At 28.7% G+C, this 18376-nt stretch carries 15 protein-coding genes and 1 pseudogene; 7 read left to right on the top strand and 9 right to left on the bottom strand.

The features are described 5' to 3' along the window. Positions 1-334: 334 nt before the first annotated feature. From bioA to BINT_RS12990, 4 genes and pseudogenes are all read right to left on the bottom strand, one after another. A complete protein-coding gene (gene bioA, locus BINT_RS13005) occupies positions 335-1675 on the bottom strand; it encodes an adenosylmethionine--8-amino-7-oxononanoate transaminase (protein WP_014489030.1) in 1341 nt (446 codons plus the stop codon). A gap of 447 nt (positions 1676-2122) precedes the next feature. Then, entirely contained in the window at positions 2123-2770 is a 648-nt protein-coding gene (gene bioD, locus BINT_RS13000; RefSeq protein WP_014489029.1) for a dethiobiotin synthase, read from the bottom strand. A gap of 34 nt (positions 2771-2804) precedes the next feature. Beyond that, positions 2805-3805 (bottom strand): annotated as a pseudogene (gene bioB, locus BINT_RS12995) (biotin synthase BioB). 14 nt (positions 3806-3819) lie between these two features. Beyond that, positions 3820-4803, bottom strand: a complete 984-nt coding sequence (locus BINT_RS12990) for a biotin--[acetyl-CoA-carboxylase] ligase (RefSeq protein ID WP_014489027.1) — start codon at positions 4801-4803, stop codon at positions 3820-3822. A 367-nt stretch (positions 4804-5170) separates the two neighbouring features. Here BINT_RS12990 and BINT_RS12985 point away from each other — a divergent pair, with 367 nt between their 5' ends. The 4 genes from BINT_RS12985 (at position 5171) to BINT_RS12970 (ending at position 7946) form a co-directional block, all read left to right on the top strand. Then, the gene (locus BINT_RS12985; protein ID WP_041177489.1) at positions 5171-5626 is read left to right on the top strand and encodes an Hsp20/alpha crystallin family protein; all 456 of its coding nucleotides are present in this window, start codon (positions 5171-5173) and stop codon (positions 5624-5626) included. 100 nt (positions 5627-5726) lie between these two features. After that, a complete protein-coding gene (locus BINT_RS12980; RefSeq protein WP_014489025.1) occupies positions 5727-6173 on the top strand; it encodes an Hsp20/alpha crystallin family protein in 447 nt (148 codons plus the stop codon). Between the two features lie 229 nt (positions 6174-6402). Next, positions 6403-6582 (top strand): hypothetical protein, encoded by a 180-nt coding sequence (locus BINT_RS15260; RefSeq protein ID WP_014489024.1) that lies wholly within the window; start codon positions 6403-6405, stop codon positions 6580-6582. Between the two features lie 407 nt (positions 6583-6989). Continuing rightward, the gene (locus tag BINT_RS12970) at positions 6990-7946 is read left to right on the top strand and encodes a D-2-hydroxyacid dehydrogenase (RefSeq protein ID WP_014489022.1); all 957 of its coding nucleotides are present in this window, start codon (positions 6990-6992) and stop codon (positions 7944-7946) included. A gap of 398 nt (positions 7947-8344) precedes the next feature. On the opposite strand, the gene BINT_RS12965 is transcribed toward BINT_RS12970, so the two are convergent. Beyond that, positions 8345-9328, bottom strand: coding sequence for an aminotransferase class I/II-fold pyridoxal phosphate-dependent enzyme (locus BINT_RS12965; RefSeq protein WP_014489021.1), 984 nt, complete (start codon positions 9326-9328; stop codon positions 8345-8347). Between the two features lie 402 nt (positions 9329-9730). On the opposite strand from BINT_RS12965, the gene xerD reads away from it, so the two are divergent. Together xerD and BINT_RS12955 are read left to right on the top strand one after the other, a co-directional pair. After that, the gene (xerD, locus tag BINT_RS12960) at positions 9731-10663 is read left to right on the top strand and encodes a site-specific tyrosine recombinase XerD (protein ID WP_014489020.1); all 933 of its coding nucleotides are present in this window, start codon (positions 9731-9733) and stop codon (positions 10661-10663) included. Positions 10664-10690: 27 nt separating this feature from the next. Next, complete coding sequence (locus tag BINT_RS12955) at positions 10691-12964, top strand: hypothetical protein (protein ID WP_014489019.1); 2274 nt, start codon at positions 10691-10693, stop codon at positions 12962-12964. A 295-nt stretch (positions 12965-13259) separates the two neighbouring features. On the opposite strand, the gene BINT_RS12950 is transcribed toward BINT_RS12955, so the two are convergent. Then, complete coding sequence (locus BINT_RS12950; RefSeq protein ID WP_014489018.1) at positions 13260-13628, bottom strand: heavy-metal-associated domain-containing protein; 369 nt, start codon at positions 13626-13628, stop codon at positions 13260-13262. A gap of 159 nt (positions 13629-13787) precedes the next feature. Between BINT_RS12950 and BINT_RS12945 the strand changes: the two genes are divergently transcribed. Next, positions 13788-14405, top strand: a complete 618-nt coding sequence (locus BINT_RS12945) for a hypothetical protein (protein ID WP_014489017.1) — start codon at positions 13788-13790, stop codon at positions 14403-14405. A gap of 83 nt (positions 14406-14488) precedes the next feature. Here BINT_RS12945 and BINT_RS12940 read toward each other — a convergent pair whose 3' ends face one another. From BINT_RS12940 to BINT_RS12930, 3 genes are all read right to left on the bottom strand, one after another. Next, positions 14489-15940 carry an HD-GYP domain-containing protein gene (locus tag BINT_RS12940; RefSeq protein WP_014489016.1) on the bottom strand — a complete coding sequence of 484 codons (1452 nt, stop codon included), beginning with the start codon at positions 15938-15940 and terminating at the stop codon, positions 14489-14491. Between the two features lie 86 nt (positions 15941-16026). Further along, positions 16027-16407 carry a YkgJ family cysteine cluster protein gene (locus tag BINT_RS12935; RefSeq protein WP_014489015.1) on the bottom strand — a complete coding sequence of 127 codons (381 nt, stop codon included), beginning with the start codon at positions 16405-16407 and terminating at the stop codon, positions 16027-16029. A 12-nt stretch (positions 16408-16419) separates the two neighbouring features. Next, positions 16420-18288, bottom strand: coding sequence for a LysM peptidoglycan-binding domain-containing protein (locus BINT_RS12930; protein WP_014489014.1), 1869 nt, complete (start codon positions 18286-18288; stop codon positions 16420-16422). Positions 18289-18376: the final 88 nt, after the last annotated feature.

The raw sequence follows: 18376 nt of genomic DNA, 5'->3' as shown, positions 1-18376 counted from the left end.
TAGCCCCCACACCCCAACTTCTTTTGTTGCCACAGGCGAAGCCCGCCTGTGGCGAGAAGCAAAAAGGCTACATTTGGGCTTTAATTTAATAAATTATCTTACATGTAAAACTAAATTAGTATTATTTAGTACTAATTTTATACTTGCACTTTTTGCAACTTTTTGCGGCGGGAAAAAGTTGACAATTCTATATAAAGACATAGGTTTACAAAGTTAAAAATTTTTTAGTATATACTATAAATTTTAAGTTTATAAAATAAAGTTTATACTGTAATGAATTTAATATATGCTTTTTTACTCATAAATAATACTTTATTATTATTTATAAAATTAATCATTTCAGTATATCATTTATAGAAGATACACATAAATCAACAGCATTATCTATTTCATCTTCATTTATAATTAAAGGCGGATTAAAATAAATTACATTTCCCAAAGGTCTTAATAGAAGTCCTCTTTGAAGTGCCTTTCTATATATTTGATAACCCATTCTAAGTTTAGAGTCAAATCCTTCTTTTGTATTTTTATCAGTAACTAATTCCATGGCATTGATAAGCCCTATATTTCTAATCTCTCCTATATTTTTATGATCAAGTAATTTTTCTTTTAATTTATTATTTAAATATTTAGCTCTTACTTGTGCCTTATTTATAATATCATCTTCTCTCAAAACTTTTTGTACAGCCAAAGCAGCAGAACAGCCAAGAGGATTTCCGCTGTAAGTATGACTATGCATGAATGCTTTTCCTTCATTATAGTCAGCATAGAAAGCATTGTATATTTTGTCTGTTGTTATTGTTATTGCCATAGGCATGTATCCGCCTGTTAAGCCTTTTGAAATACACATTATATCGGGTGTAATATTGGCATGATCGCATGCAAACATTTTTCCTGTGCGTCCAAAATTTGTAGCTATCTCATCAACAATAAAAACTACATTGTATTTATCGCAAAGCTCTCTTAATTTTTTCAAGTATAGGGGAGGATATATTCTCATTCCTGCACTAGCCTGAAGCAAAGGCTCTACTATAACGGCACAAGTTTCTTCTCCGTATTCTTTAAACTTTTTTTCAGCATCTTCAAAACATTCGCATTTGCAAGTATCTCTGTTTTGATTGTATTTACATCTGTAGCAGTCAGGTGCTTCTATATGTATAGTGTCCATTAACATTGGCTTGTATATTTTTGCATATAAGTCCAAACTTCCAACGGATAATGCACCAATAGTTTCACCATGATAACCATCAGTAAAACACATGAATCTTGTTCTTTTTGTATTTCCTATTTGATGCTGATATTGAAAAGCCATTTTTAATGCAGCTTCTACAGATGAAGAACCATTATCAGAAAAATTGAATTTAGTAAGTCCATTAGGAATTATTTTTATAAGCTCTTCGCATAATTTAATAGCTCCTTCATGAGAGAAGTTTGCAAATATTACATGCTCTAATCTGTCAAGCTGTGCTTTGATATTGGCATTTATTTTTTCATTGCAATGCCCAAGTAAATTGCACCACCAAGAACTTACAATATCAATATACTCTTTTCCATTTTTATCGTATAAATAAATTCCTTTTCCTCTGTCTATAATGATTGGAGGAAGCTCCTCATAATCTTTCATCTGCGAGCAAGGATGCCAAATATATTTTAAATCCTTTTCTTCTAATGTCATAACTAGTCCTTTATTAAGTACATATACTAAAAATTTGTAAGTTTGTCAATTTTTTTGTTGTTATTTTCCAGCGACTTCGTCAAAGAACCTTATATCCTCGATAAACTCGGATACGCTACGCGAAAGTGCAAGTATAAAATTAGTACTAATAATACTAATTTCATTTTACATGTATATAAACTATTAAATTTAAGCTACAATATAGCCTTTCTCCTGCCGTAGGCACGCTTCGCGAGGCGGGCTGTGCCTGATTCTCGCCGTAGGCGTACTTCGTATGTGGCAATACCACAGGCACTCCCTACGGTCGCAAAAGAAGTGGGGTTGCCGTAGGCACGCACAGCGGGGGCAAAGCCCCAGAATAACAACAAAAGTATAAATTGTTTTTGACAAAGTATATTTTTTTATGTATATATTAAGTAAAAATATTATTCTATTCAAATAGAGTTTCTATATTTTTTCATCTAGTTTTAAAATACCGTCTATAACAACGCCTATAATTTTTACTCCTGTCATCTCCTCTATCATTTTTCTATTATCATCATGCATTTCATTTGCAATTTCAAATCTATTTAATATCACACCATTAACTTTTAGATTTTTACTTCTCATATATTCTATAGTTAAAACTGTAGAATTTATTGTTCCAAGTCCTGCATCCGCTATTATAAGAGAAGGTATATTTAATTCTTTTATGATATCTTCTAAAAATATTTTTTGATTATTATCATAGCGAATAGGGCATATTATACCGCCGCTTCCTTCTACTATCATATAATCATGCCTGTTATCTATATTTTTATAAGCATTTTTTATAACCTTTATATCCGGAGGATTCCCCTCAATTTGTGCTGCCAAATGAGGGGAATAGGCATGCTTATAAGTGTATGACACCATTTCATCATAAGAATCTAATAAATCGGCCTGCTGTTTTACATACCAAGCATCGCTGTCTGTTATATCAAGACTTCCGCTTAATGCTGCTTTATAGTATCCGATATTCAATCCTTTATCTTTCATATGTTTTGCAATTAAGCCTGATACATAAGTTTTACCTATATCAGTACCTGTTGCTGTTATAAAAATAGCTTTAGCCATAAATATTTCCTAATAAATTAATCTTTATTATAAATTAGTCTTCTTTTAACTGTATTTTATATCCTAATTCTTCAACCATTTTTTTATCTGTTTCTATTGAAATGCCTGCAGTTGTAAGCATATCGCCTGTTATAGCGGCATTAGCTCCGGATAAAAAGCATGATCTTCCTTTATCTTTCATAAGTCCTCTTCCGCCTGCAAGTCTTATGAATGCTCTAGGGTTAATGAATCTGTATATAGCAACAATTCTTTTCATATCATCTTCAGTAAGAGGTTTAATATTTTCAAAAGGAGTGCTTGCTATAGGATTAAGCATATTAACAGGTATTGACATTATTCCTAATTCTCTAAGCTCTATTGCCATATCAATTCTGTCTTCCCAAGTTTCACCCATTCCCATAATACCACCGCTGCATACAACCATTCCTGCTTTTTGTGCTGATTTTATAGCATTGATTTTATCATCATAAGTATGAGTAGTGCATACTTTAGGAAAGAAATTTCTTGAAGCTTCTAAATTATTATGAACTCTTTTAAGTCCTGCATTCTTCATTTTGCTGAATCCTTCCTCATCAAGCAAGCCTAAAGAAGCACATACATATCCTTCAGTTTCTTTATTAATGGTTTCTATAGCATCATAAACTTCATCGATCTCTTTTCCGTATAAAGCTCTTCCTGATGTTACTATAGAATATCTTAAGACACCTTTATTAAAATCGCTTTTTCCTTGTTCTAATATTTTTTCTTTATCTAGAATATCGTACTCATCGCATTTTGTATCATAATGAGATGACTGTGCACAGAATTTACAGTTTTCTGAGCATTTTCCGCTTTTAGCATTGATTATTGAACACATATCAAATATATTAGAGCAGAAATATTTTCTTATTCCATTAGCCACAGAGCATAAATCTTCTAATGGTGCTTCTACTAATTTTATAGCCTCTTCTTTTGTTATATCATAACCTTTTATTATTTTCTCTTTTAATTCTTCTAAAGATATCTCTTTTTTATAATTAAATCTATGTTACTCATTTATAACCTCCTATTTATGATACTCTATGATTTACACTTCCTGAAACTATTCTATCAATTTTACCGTCTTGAAATTCCGCTACGAGAGCAAAAGTTTTATCTATATCCAATACTTTTACTATATGCTCTTCATTGTCTATATTAAGCGAAACTTTTTTTCCTATTAAAAAAGAACGTTTTTTGTATTCATCATAGAATGCCACATTATTAAAATAGTATTCATACATTCTTTCTAATATCTTAGCTATTAAAATATTTCTTATATCTTTGTTATTTTGCATTTTATTTATTGAAACAGCTATATTATTAATTTCTTCAGGAAAACCATTCTTAGGGAAATTAACATTTATACCTATTCCTATAACAGCATAATCTAATTTACCATCTTCAAAACTGAAAGCCCCTTCAGTGAGTATTCCGCATACTTTTTTACCATTTATAAATACATCATTAACCCATTTAATCTGGGTATTTTCATTTGAAATTTCTTCTATAGATTTTGACACAGCCATAGCGGCAGCAGTAGTGATAAAAGAACTATTAAAAATCTTTTTCTCTTTTTTTAGATTGAGTATAATGCTCATATATATTCCTGTACCATAAGGCGAGAAGAAAGATTTTCCATTTCTTCCGTATCCGCTTGTTTGTTCTTCTGCAATTACTACGGTTCCGCTGTCAGCTCCGTTCATTGCCATGCCTCTTGCTACAATATTTGTAGATTCTACAGTTTTATATATTACAAAGTTGAAGTTATCTCTATATTTAGGCATATTATCTTTTATTATTTTTGATGATAATATATCTGTTTCTTTTGATAGAGCATAGCCTTTATTTGATACAGAAAGAATATCATAACCTTCATTTTTCAAAGATTTTATAACTTTCCAAACGGCAGCCCTACTTACATTCAAATCATTTGCTAGTTTTTCGCCTGATATGAATAATCCCTTATTTGATTCTAGTATTGATATTATATTTTCTTTTAAATTTTTTCCCATAATTGAGAATAATAACATAACAATCATAATTGTCAACTTTAAAAACTATTTGAGTTTACAATTTTTATTTAAATTGTATAGAGTATGAACATCTATTTTTGATTAGGCCTTATATCGTATAATTGATATACATACTATAAAAATTCAATGTATTAATATTGTACATCTTTTATAATTTATATACCATATATACTGTCTCAACCATTAATAGTGTTTTATAAATATACAATACTTTAAAAATAATTGGTATATTTCTTGCATATATAATAGTGTAAGCGATGATGACTCGGTAAGAGTTAAAACAAATGATAGTTAATCGCTGATTAGATTTAGAAATATAAAAGTTTACATAAAAAGGAGTTTAATTATGACTAAAAGATTATTTTTTCCAGCTTTACATTCTATGTTAGATGATTTTAGAAGTTTTGACGAGGCATTCGGCAGTTTATATAACAATGATGAGGTTAGAAAATTATCTCATTACAATATAGAAGAAGATGATAAAAGTTACACTATAGAAATGGATATGCCGGGTGTAAGAAAAGAAGATTTAGAAATAGGTATAAAAGAAAATGTACTTTCTATATATGCTGAAAGAAAGAGAGTTAATAAACAAAAACTTATTGAGTCTTCAGCAGAAAATAGCGAGAACAAAGAAAATGATAATGAAGTGGTTGTTTCTAAATATGAACAAAGCTTTAATATCAGCACAAAAGGAATAGATGTTGAGAACATTGAAGCTAATTTGACAGACGGTGTTTTAAAAATAGTTCTTCCTAAAAAAGAGGAAGTAAAATATGAGAAGAAAATCAATATAGGTTAATTATTATTAATTAAATGAAGGCTATAAAATATAGAGGTTTATGGAAAATTTTTAAAAATTAAAAAAAGAGATAAGTTAATATAAATTAAGGAGTTTTAATATGTCAAGAAGAATATTTGTACCAACTTTACATTCAATTTTTTCAAATGCTAATAGATGTAATTCAACAGGAAATTGCGGTCATTATAATGGCTACAATGCTTATAATGATTATCATAATAGAGTATCAAATTACAGAATAGAGGAAGATGATAAAAATTACATTATAGAAATGGATATGCCGGGCGTAAAAAAAGAGGATTTGGAAATAGGAATAAAAGAGAATATACTTTCCATATCTGCTAAAAGGAAAAAAACTTTCAAATCAGAAAATGGAGAGTCAAGAGAGGAAGTTATTTCAAGTTATGAGCAAAGCTTTAATATCAGCACAAAAGGAATTGATGTTGAAAATATAGCTGCCAATTTGAATAACGGCGTACTTATGGTAACACTTCCAAAGAAAGAAGAGCTTAAATATGAGAAGAAGATAGAAATCAAAGGAGAATAATTAAAGCCTATATGTAAATTCAATTCATAAGATATAATCCATAATAATAAGGACACAGGGTAAATAAAAAATATCCTGTGTCTTTTTTATTTTTTTAATTAAAAATTTTTATTTTTCAGTATCAAAAGTAATATTAAAATAGTTTCAATTTTTTTATAATAGTCTTATAATTAATAAATAGCGATTCATAAAAAATATATATAATATTTCAATATATAGGTGCATTATTATGAGTGAATATTATTTAGAAAATGCATTTGAATTGAACAAGGAATATACTGATACTTTTGAAATACCTTCCAAAGAAGAAATTGATTCTTTAAAAGTTAATGATTTAGTTAAATTAATTTTTGTTGAGAATAATGGCAGCACAGAAACAATTTCTGAGAGAATGTGGGTAAAATCATAGAAATAAATAAAGACAATTTTGTTGGTATATTAGACAATAAACCTTACTATATTGAAAGTATAAAATATGGTGACGAAATAATTTTTAAAATAGAAAATATTATTGATATATACTGAAAATTTTTAAGTTTATAAATTTTTTGTTGTTCTTTTCCCACCGCACGCCTGCCGTAGGCACGCTTCGCGAAAACGCACATACTACCTTAATATTTTAAGAATATATATTAAATGTATGATAACACCTAAGATATGGGTTAAAAATGCAGTCTTTTTGGTTCTTTTGGTCACAAAAAGAACTGGGGGGTGGGGGCAAAGCCACCACAAACAATAAAATTAAAAATCTAAATTTTGACAAACTTAAAAATTTTTAGTATATATTATGCATAAAAATGATAAAAGGAACTAAATATGAATAAACCAAAAATAGTAGTGCTTGACGGATTTATATTGAATCCGGGAGATATATCTTGGGCAGAAATAGAAAGCATATCTGATTTAACTGTTTATGATAGAACTGATTATAATAAAGTGTATGAAGCAGCTAAAGATGCTTGGGGAATATTAAACAGTAAAGTTGTAATTGATAAAAAGTTAATGCAGTCGCTTCCAAATTTAAAATATATAGGAATGCTTGCTACAGGATATAATGTTGTGGATATTGAAGCTGCTAAAGAATTAGGAATTACTGTTACTAATGTAAGAGGATACGGCCCGCAGTCTGTGGCTCAGCTTGTGATGGCTTTTGTATTATCTCTTTCTTTTAGGATAGTTGAACATAATAATCAGGTTCATAATGGCGATTGGATAAAATGCAAAGATTATTCTTTTAGTTCTTATCCTTTAATGGAGATAGAAAATAAAACTATGGGTATATTTGGATTTGGAGATATAGGAAAAGAAGTTGCAAAAATGGCTAAGGCAATGGGAATGAAAGTTTTAGTTTATTCAATAAGTAAAAAAGAGAATGTTGAAAATGCTTCTAGTATAGATGAACTTTTTGAGAGAGCCGATTTTTTATCTCTTAATGCACCTTTAAATAAAGAAACAGAAAATATTGTTAATATAGATTTGCTTTCAAAGATGAAAAAAACAGCATTTTTAATCAATACTTCAAGGGGCGGAGTGATAGTTGAAAAAGATTTGGCTTATGCTTTGAATAATGATATTATAGCTGGTGCCGCTTTAGATGTGCTTTCAAAAGAGCCTCCTACAGAAGATAATCCTTTGCTTACTGCTAAGAATTGTTATATAACTCCGCATTTTGCAGGCAATACTTTAGAGGCTAGAACTAGACTCATGCATAAAGTTTATGAGAATATAAAAGCATTTTTGGAAGGAAATCCTATAAATGTTTTAACTAAATAATATTTATTATATATTAAAAATTTTTAAGTTTGTCAACTACTAGCCGTAGTGGCAACCCGCACGGTATTGCTTATTCTTAACGAATGTCCTTTATACGTGCGGCTGATTACTTCTCATTACACAATTATATTTAAAACTTTAAATACTCACTTCCCCAGTTAAAAGCCTACGCCATGTACGATTCTAGAGAACGCAATTGTTAGAACTTTATATTTAAAAAATATTTATTAAATGTAGAATATTCCCCAAATTTATACTAAAAATGCAGTTCTTCGCCGTAGGCGTACTTCGTATGGTTCTCGCCGCAAGCGGGCTTCGCCTTATACCAATAAAAGAACTAAGGGGGTAGGGGGTAGTCCCCACAAATAATAAAATAATTTTTTACAAAATATAGTTATTTAGGTATATATGATGTCTTTTAGCTCATTCAAAAACATGTTATTTATTTTATGAGTTGATACTGTAACCCTTAGAAAATTAGCTAGTATGTTTTCTTTATCATATTTTTTTACGAATATATTTCTTTTTATAAGTTCTTCGTATATATAATCAGATGTTTTATTTACATGTTTTATTAAAAGGAAATTCGCTCTTGAAGGCACTACTATAAAACCTTCTTTGCTTAGTAAAGTATCCAATCTTTCTCTCTCTAAAACTATATCGAATATATTATTATACGAAGTTTTTTCATCTCTCAAAGCAGCAAGAGTTATAGTTTCGGATATTTTATTTATTCCGTATTTCTGTCTTAATTTTGACATGTTTTCTATATTTTCTGAATTGGATATTATAAAGTTAATATTAAGTCCAGATAAAGAATGAGAATGTGCAATGGATCTTATTATAATTAAATTTTTATATTCATTAATTAATTTTATAGCACTTTCTCCTGCAAAGTTTATATATGATTCATCTATAACATATATTCCTTCATAATGTTTTAGGAACTCTTCTATTTCTTTTATATTGATGAACATTCCTGTTTCAGCATTAGGGTTGCTTGCTATTATTATAGAATTTTTATTTCTTATATGTTTTTTAAGACAAATGTTATAATCTTCTCTAGCTTCAATTACCTCATAATGCATTTTATAATATAGAAAAATTCTTGTATATAAATCTCTGTAAGGCTCTTGAATAAATATTTTGTATTTATCATAAGAGTTAATAATACAGGCGAAAGCTTCATACATACCATTAACAGAAATTATATTATTATTTTCCACATTAAGATATTTAGACATTTCTTCATCTAATTGCTGAGGGCTATACTCAGGAAAGAATCTTAGAGAATCAATATCAAATTTTTCAAGCTCTTTAATGATGTTTTTGGACGGCTTGTATGGATTTTCATTTTTGTCTAAAAAAATTTCTTTGTTCATTATTGCTATGCTCGCCTAGCTATGCTACCTACTTGGTCGCCCAAAGGCTTTACTTAATAAATTAAGTAAAGGTCTTCGGCTCGCTTATTTATTGTTATGCTCGCCCTTGGTCGCCAAAAGTATTGACTTAATAATTAAATCAGAAACCTGTGTATCTTAGTTAATTTATTCAGCCAGTTTATATTTAACTTTTTAATATTAAAAATATATCGTTTATAATTATCTTAATATTTTTAAATTAGTTTACACTTTTAAATTTTATGTTTAGTTAATGTAATATTTTTATTGAGTAATGTATTATGTTTAAATAAATGAGAAATCTTGTCGATAATTATGTTAGGTTGATTATTCATAATCAGCTTAATTTTGTATATTATATCTTAAATTAAGAGGCAGATTTCAATGTCAGTAAAACAGGTTTCCGATCAAGAAATATTATCAATGTATTTAAATTATGAAGCAGTGGAGAAAGGATTATCTTCCAATACTTTAGAATCTTATAAAAGAGATATTGTAATATATCTTGATTTTTTAAGCAGAAATAAAAAATCTATTTTAAAAGCTACAAGAAAAGATATTGAAAAATTTTTAAGTGAAAGAAAAGAGCAAGGTTCAAAGTCAAGAACTGTGGCAAGAAATAAAGTAAGTATAGTTAACCTTTATAAATTTTTAGTAATGGAGAATTATATTTCTAAAAATCCTACAGACAATTTAGAGGTTATTAGATTAAAAAGGGTATTGCCTGAATCTCTTACAGATACAGAAGTAGATGATTTGCTTGCAGTTCATAATGAGAAAACTGATAAAGGATTAAGAGATAAAGCTATATTTGAACTTATGTATTCTTCAGGACTTAGAGTAAGTGAAATTTGTTCTTTAAAAATTGATGATATATTTTTTGAAGGAAAGTATTTAAAGATATGCGGTAAGGGTAAGAGAGAGAGAATCGTGCCTATTAATGACAGAGCTTTAGATATTTTACAGAGATATATTCAAACCAGCAGGGTGATAATGGTGAAGGGTAAAAAGACTTCAGAATTATTTCTAAACTTTAGAGGAGATAAAATTTCTAGAGTAGGTATTTGGAAAATAGTTAAAGAGGCTATGAAAAAAAGTAAAATAGAAAAAAATATTTATCCTCATACTTTAAGACATAGTTTTGCAACACATCTTATACAGCATGGTGCAGATTTAAGAGCAGTACAAAGAATGCTTGGACATTCAGATATTACAACAACAGAAATTTATACTCATGTTGATTCTTCACATCTAAAAAAACAAATAGCAAAACACCCTAAACATTCTAAACATGCTAGACAAAACACTAATATATAATAAAATATAACGAATTGGAAATAGTAAATGAAAAGAAGCATAATAGCCACAACAATATTATTACTTATATCTATATCATTGGTAGCATTAACTTTCGGTATAGGTGAAAGAATGACAATAGTCAGTTATAATGATAATAATACAGATTATCTTTTTGATGAAACAGAAAAGAATCATAGAATAGATATGTATAATCCTGATTCTCTTTCCCTTGTTACCTCAAAGCCTATATATGATTATGATTTGTCAGTAGATTTGGAAGATATATATACAGAAGAAGAAATTAGTGCAGATTCTGATATAGAATATTTAAATCAAAATATGCTTCTTAGTGATGAAGAGATGAGCACTGAAATGCCTAATCCTAATATACTTCCTGCTATGGCATATAATGCTAATAATATAGACAAAACTGCTGATAAGCTTAGTGTGGCTGTAGATTTAGCTATACAAAATGCTAGAAACAGAGAAGCTCCAAGAGTGGCAATAGATTTATCCAAAATATCAGTATTTAGATATGAACCGGTAGTTATTAATGCTTCTGTATATACTGAAGATGTTGTAAAAAATATAAGTATATATGTAAGATACAAAAAAGATAAAATAGTTAGAATGAATGGAGATGAAAGACATTCTATTAATGTATTTAAAGTTAAAAATTCAGAGTATAAGGGAACTTATTTGCATCCATTCGGCGGAGATTTAGGAGAATATCAGGCTGTTGTATTAGTTCAGACTAAAAATGGTGTATACGGCTATACTAAAGACTTTACTGTAAAAGGCAGACAGTCTCCTTCAGCTAAAGAAACTAAAAAGATAGCTACTTTAGAATATGCAATAGATTTAACAACTAAAAAAATACCTAGTGTAGAAACAGGTGAGCCTACAACTTATGATGCTATATATGATTGGGTAAGATATATGAAATGCGATATGTTCTGGGCAATAGGAGGACAGACTACTGGTTGGACTGCAGGAATCACTCCGGAAGAGCCTTGGGCTAAAGCTATGATTAAAAATATAGAGAATCTTGCTTCTAGCAAAGCTAAAGGTAATGTTGAACTTGGTGCTTATGTTATGAGTTATTTTGCTGCAGGCGGTGGTGCTAGAAAAGGCGGTTATGAGGTTTCTATAGGATACAATTCTGCTACTCAAAGTCTTGTAGAAAGCAGACACATATCTTTAGATGATCCTAAAAGAGTGCAGGATATTATAGATATATTAAAAAGATATGATTCTAATCCTAATATATCATATTTAGGTCTTGACTTCATAAGAACAGGTGAGGTTGATGGATATGAGATGGTTGATGAAATGGTAGAGCTTACAGGAGTTTATGTGCCTTCTAATTGGTCTACTATGAGTAAAGCTGCTCGTATGCGTTGGCTTGCTGTTAATAGAGGAAGAAAAGAAATAGGTATGAAATGGAGATGGTTCAGAGCTCATAAAGAAGCTTTAATAATAAAAGCTATAAAAGATTCTGGAATAAGAAAAAAATTATGGGCATTTACTTTAGGTTGGAATCATGGTCAGGAGCATGGACAGGATCCTTATATGTTCTTTGATGCTGGTATAGATTATGATGCAGTTATGATATATGAAGCTAGCCGTCCTCAGCATGTTAGCATGCTTACTGCTTGGCCTCAGTATCTATCAGGTGAATACAATGTGTTAGTTGGAAATATGATAGATAACAGACTTCAGGACGGAAGTCTAAGACCTGAACTTGAATATATGAGAAGAGTATATGAATCTGAAGCTAAATTTAATAGAAGCAGCAGAATAAGAGGTATATTCTTCCATGATATATCAAGAATGTTATGGTCTAAATTTAGAGGTTCTGGAAATGGTATAAGAGAATGGGCTAATATTAATGCTTCTATTGTTTCAAGAATAGAAGAAAAATATTCTGAAAACCCATTTAATGTTACTGTTAAATTGGATGAGAGAAATAGAACAGGAGTGCTTACTATAGTTAATAGAACTTCTAAAATGCAAAATGATGTAACTATTAAAACAGATTTAGCTCAGGCTTTATCTACTATAGTGCTTGATAATGAAACTGTTGATATTGGGCCTGGAGAAACTGTTGAGATAGGATTCAGATATGCTTATGGAAGAAGCAGATATTCTTCACTTATGGCATTTAGAGTTGCTTCTTCTTCTGGTGAAGAGAATGTAGCAGTTGCTTATACTTTACTTAATTCTCTAAGGGCTAGACCTAAACAAGAAGAAAGTCCTACTTTAGCTAAAAGTAGCGATGATAGTAAAAAAGAAGATGAAAAAGTAAAAGATAATTAATAGAATATAATTAATATTAAAAATAGGGAGTAATTTTTTACTTCCTATTTTTTATAAAAAATATTTTTATCATGCATGCTAACCTAATAAAAACTTGGGTGGGCAATGCTTTTTCTTTTTAATACTAAAAATTTAAATAAAATTATAATGCAAATAAAAGCAGAAAATTTATAGGGTGGGGTATGTAAGTAGAATTTTTAAACATAAATTATTTTTATTGCTTATTTAAAAAAAACATTATATTTTTTCTTTTTGATTTATTCTGCCCGCCCACCCGCCCCATTAAATTTGTTTTTTAATTTTTTATATAATATCTATATCCTGATTCTTTTATAGCATCTTCAAATACTTTATTATCTAATTGCTTTTTAGTTAATATGATGGCTTCTTCATTATCAAAACTTACTTTTGCATATACATCTTCAATTTTATTAAAATTATTCTCTATTATCTTAGCACAATGCGTACAAGTCATACCTCCTATTTTAATTATTTGTTTATATGGATAATTATTCTTGTTTTTATCTTTTACTTTAACTTTTTCTATTGCTTGAAATGCTCCTTCTGATGAACAGCAGTTTCCTGATTTAATCTTTTTTATATAATTTATCACAGCGAATACTGCTATTATAATTATGATTGATAGTATTATTATGCTTTCCATTATTGCCTCCAAAGTTTTATTACTATAAAAAATGTTATGTTATTCTAACAAATATGATATACTTGTCAATAAAATTTTATAAAAAAACATTTCTTATATTTAATTTTAAGTTTTAAATTCCGTATTTATTAACAGTATAAACTATTTAAGGAAATTAAAATGATTAGATATATATTATTAATTTCATTTTTTATTATATCATTGAGTTCCTCTTTTCTTTATTCTCAGGATAATTTAAATGATAACCCAACTAATGCATTAAAGAGCAGATTATTTTTTACAGAGAGAGACAAACTCACTTCCAAAATGAATATATATACATCTTGGAAGGAAACATATAAATATTTGAGGGATAATAGATTCAGATTTTATAAAAGAGCAGGTAGAACTCTTACATTAGAATTTAGATATAAATATCCTAGTCAATTATATGTCAATAATGGTACGCCTATAATATTTACATTTGATGATGGAAGTACACTTGAACTTACTAATATACAAAAAGTTATATATAATCCTTATTTAATGGGTGATATTAACTATTATGATGTTGAGGTGAGATATAAATTCAATCAGGACAGTGAATTTGAAAGTTTTGCAAATAAATCTATATCAAATATAAGATTTAACTTTATAAATCAATTTGGTGAAGAAGACTATGAGGATATAGGAATATCTATATTATCTACAAGTAATTGGCAGGAAATATTTGCTGCTTTCAAAAATGGTATTGATGCCTTAGAAGAAATACAAGGTACAAATGACAATAATTATTAAAGATAAGTAATAAATAATAAAGCCAATCATAGCAGTTTAATATGCTTTTGATTGGCTTTTATATTATTTATAATAAAAATTTCTTATATTAATTTGCAAGACATTAAATCCTGTTCTATAGAGTTGCTTAAAAATTCTACAAATACATCGTATAATATAGGGTCTAATTTAACATGCTTTTCTATAAAATCTTCTCTCATAATATTAAGAGCCTCTTCAGGAGTGAAAGTTTTTCCTCCTCTATATTTTCTAGCAGGGTCTATTAAAGCATCGTATACATCTATAATTTCAAGCATTTTAGCAGGGAAATAAGCAAAAGCCTCGCATTCATCTATAGCTTTAGCATCATAAGTCATTATTCTCTGTATTTGGAAATTAGGATATTTTTTTAATTTCAAAGCATGTAAATGTTCATAAGGGCCGTATCCTAATCCATAATATTCATGGTGTAAAGCCACTGTAAGTATAACTTCAAGAGGATATTCAGAAGTTTGACTTACTAAAGCATAGCTGTTAAATAAGTGTTTTTTTATTCTTTCATAATCTCTTCCATTAGCTCCCTCAAAATAGTCTAAGTCTTTAACTTTTCCTATATCATGAAGTAAAGCTCCTACGGAATAAAGATTCATTTCTCTTTCTTCTATGATTTTTATACCTTTATCTATACAATCTTCTACAGTAGCTAAATTTTTATGAATTCCTTCTTTGTTGAACATATTTTCAACTTGCTCATAGAATTTTTTATATTTACTTGTATATGAAGTTCTTATTTTATGTACTAAATGTCTTCTGTTTATTAAATTATTATAGAATACCATGAAATTGACATAAGATATAAATACTCTGTTAGAGTGAGACATTACACCACCATCAGAATAATTTCTAAGTTCATCAAATACCTTCTGTGTTTCGGTATTAGCAGCAAGCATATCAACTATAGTAGTAACTAAATTTGTAGTAGTTTCAGTTATTTCCTGATTTTCTTCTTTAGCCTGTTCTTGAGTGATTTCTTCACCTTTAATCTTTTGAATACTTTCAAACATAGTAACTTTGGCTATAAGTCCTACATCATTACCTACATTTACAATTTGTTGAGCTGTATTCTTATTGATTCCTGTTTCTTTATCTACAGCAATTTCTTTTAATTTTTCATCATAATTTTTTATTGTATTAACTTTTTCCTTATATGTCATTTTAGAGATTTCGGATATTCTTTTACCCATCTCTTTTTCTGACTCTTTAGGTGTTCTAAATACATAAGGAGTAGATTCATCTGAAGTATTATCTGAATTATTTGTTTGAGTAATAGATTTGAATTCTTCTATAAACATAGAAAAATTTTTAGGTATATATATTTTTAGATTGCTGTATTTTTCATTATCAATTATCAAGCCTAATTGTTCTGTTGGAAATACTATAACTTTTCTTTCTTTATCTAATCTAAATAATGGTATATTGTGAGCTATTAATTGATCTTTTATGGTTTTCAGCTCTTTTACTGTTAGAATTTCGTATTTTTCAATCAAATCATTCATTATAAAAAATTACCTCAAATAAAAATTACATAATACTTTCGGATTGTATTATATAATATATTTGAAAAAAAATAAATATCAAAAAATTATTTTTTTATTTTGACACCTGGGCAGGCTCTTTTGAATTTTCCGGATATTAAATTGCCGTTTTTATCCATATATTCCTTCCAATATGGAAAAGTACCACATTGATTAGGTTTAGCACTATTAATTGTGCATCTATTATTTTCATCTAAGAATGTACAGGCTTTATCATCGGTTACTTTTATATAATAACCATATCCTTCTTCATATTCTAAATATTTATTTATAAAAACCAAAGGTGATATTTCTAATAATTTAGATGCTCTTTTTATATCATCATCATTAAAAAATACATATCCTTTTTCTTTGCAGCATATACCACATCCAGTGCATGAAAATGTTAGTATAGAATTTTTGTTATTTGATTTGTTAGATTTTTTCATTTTATTGATTTTTTATTTAAGTATAGAATTAGCTTGAGATTTTATTGTATTTGCTAGATTTTGCTTCCCCATTTTTGAGTACATTTCTGATACTTTTATATAATCATTATACAAAGCTCTCTTTTCTGAATCATTCATATCTTCTAATTTTTTTTTTCCCCCATTAGGGATTTTTATATCTATATTGAATACTATACTGTCAGGATTATTTTTTATTATATTTTCATTAAGTACTGCTATTGAAGGCCATCTTCTGCTGTCTCCAAGCTCGGCAGTGGCTATTGATGATAATGTATCAGTCCACTTTGTTTTATAAGTATCTGTATCGTATGCTAATGTATTATTATTCGCCTGTGTATTATTTGCAGCAGCATTTGTATTTGCTGTTGGAGGATTAGGCGGAGGTGTTGGAGGAGTAGGAGGTGTTATCTCAGGCTCTTTCGGAGGAGTAGGAGGTGTTGCAGTATTAGTCTGAGTATTTACTGTATTGTTAGTTTGCGGTCTAGCAGTATTAGTCTGAGTGTTTACCGCATTGTTAGTTTGCGGTCTAGCAGTATTAGTCTGAGTGTTTACCGCATTGTTAGTCTGTGGTCTAGTAGTATTAGTCTGAGTATTTACTGTATTGTTAGTTTGCGGTCTAGTAGTATTAGTTTGAGTATTTACTGCATTATTAGTTTGCGGTCTAGTAGTATTAGTTTGAGTGTTTAATGCATTGTTAGTCTGTGGTCTAGTAGTATTAGTTTGAGTATTTACCGTATTGTTAGTCTGTGGTCTAGTGGTATTAGTATTTACTGCATTATTAGTTTGCGGTTTAGTAATATTAGTGTTTATATTATTAGTAACAGATATAACATTATTTGTTGTTAAATCATTAGTATTTAATGTATTATTATTTGTAACTTCCTCATAGAAATTATCATCTATTTCATTATTTCTTCCAGAGAAGAATTGTATGCCTAAGAATGATAATCCCAATATTATAATTATAATTCCCACTATAGGTACAATTTTATTAGATTTTTTATTCTCACTTATAGAATGATCAGGAGCTACATAAGGTTCAGCTGGTTTCTTCTCAATTTCAGGTAAAGAAGAAGTTTTCAATTCATCTTCTGTTTCTATGATTTTTATTTCTTTATCTTTCAATTCCTGAATTTTTTCATTGATAGTTTCTTTTAATTCTTCTATTTTTGTTTCTGATGCTGAAGAAGAAGAATAATCTTTATAGTTTTCTACAGAAGCATTTTCATCTATTGTAGGAGCAGATTTTATAGCGGTATCAATTTCTTCCTGATTGAATTTAGATTTCTGAATATGCTCATCATCAGTAGGTATAATAACAGGTCTTTTAAATATATCGCTTTTACTGTATGTAGCTTTTTCTTCTACTTTTACGGTTTCCTCTTTTACAGTTTCTTCAATTTTTTCAACTTCATCAGTATCTGCTTCAGTTTTCTCTTCTGCGATTACATCAAGTTCTTTAGTTTCTTCTACTACAGTTTCTTTTTCCTCTATCAAATCTTCTTTAGTTTCTATTTCTTCACTAGCTTTATCTTCAGTATTTTCATCTTGAGTATAATTATTCTCTTCTGTTTTTTCAACTTCTTCAGTTTTTTCTTCTTTTTCTCTATTAGATTCAAATGTTTCGAAAGAATAAGGAGATGAAGTATTATTATGAACTATTGCTGATGATGCTATAGTTTCTGTATTTGATTCTTCAGTAGCAGTAGTATCTTCAATCTGTTCATTTTTTTCTTCTACTTTTTCAGTTTCTTCTGTTTTTATATTATGTGCTGCAAATACACTACTTATAACAGGTTTAGAAGTACTTATTTCATCAGTAGTATTTCTAGTATTATCTAAATTCTCATCATCATCCACATCTACTATAGCTATACGCTTTTTTACGCTTACAGGTCTTGATACATTCTTAGATTTTGCCTTTATAGCTTCTTTAAGAAGAGTTATA

This window comes from Brachyspira intermedia PWS/A (assembly GCF_000223215.1).
GTDB classification, from domain to species: domain Bacteria; phylum Spirochaetota; class Brachyspiria; order Brachyspirales; family Brachyspiraceae; genus Brachyspira; species Brachyspira intermedia.
The sequence above is the reverse complement of the archived record's forward strand: the minus strand, read 5'-3'. Positions and strand labels throughout refer to the sequence as shown.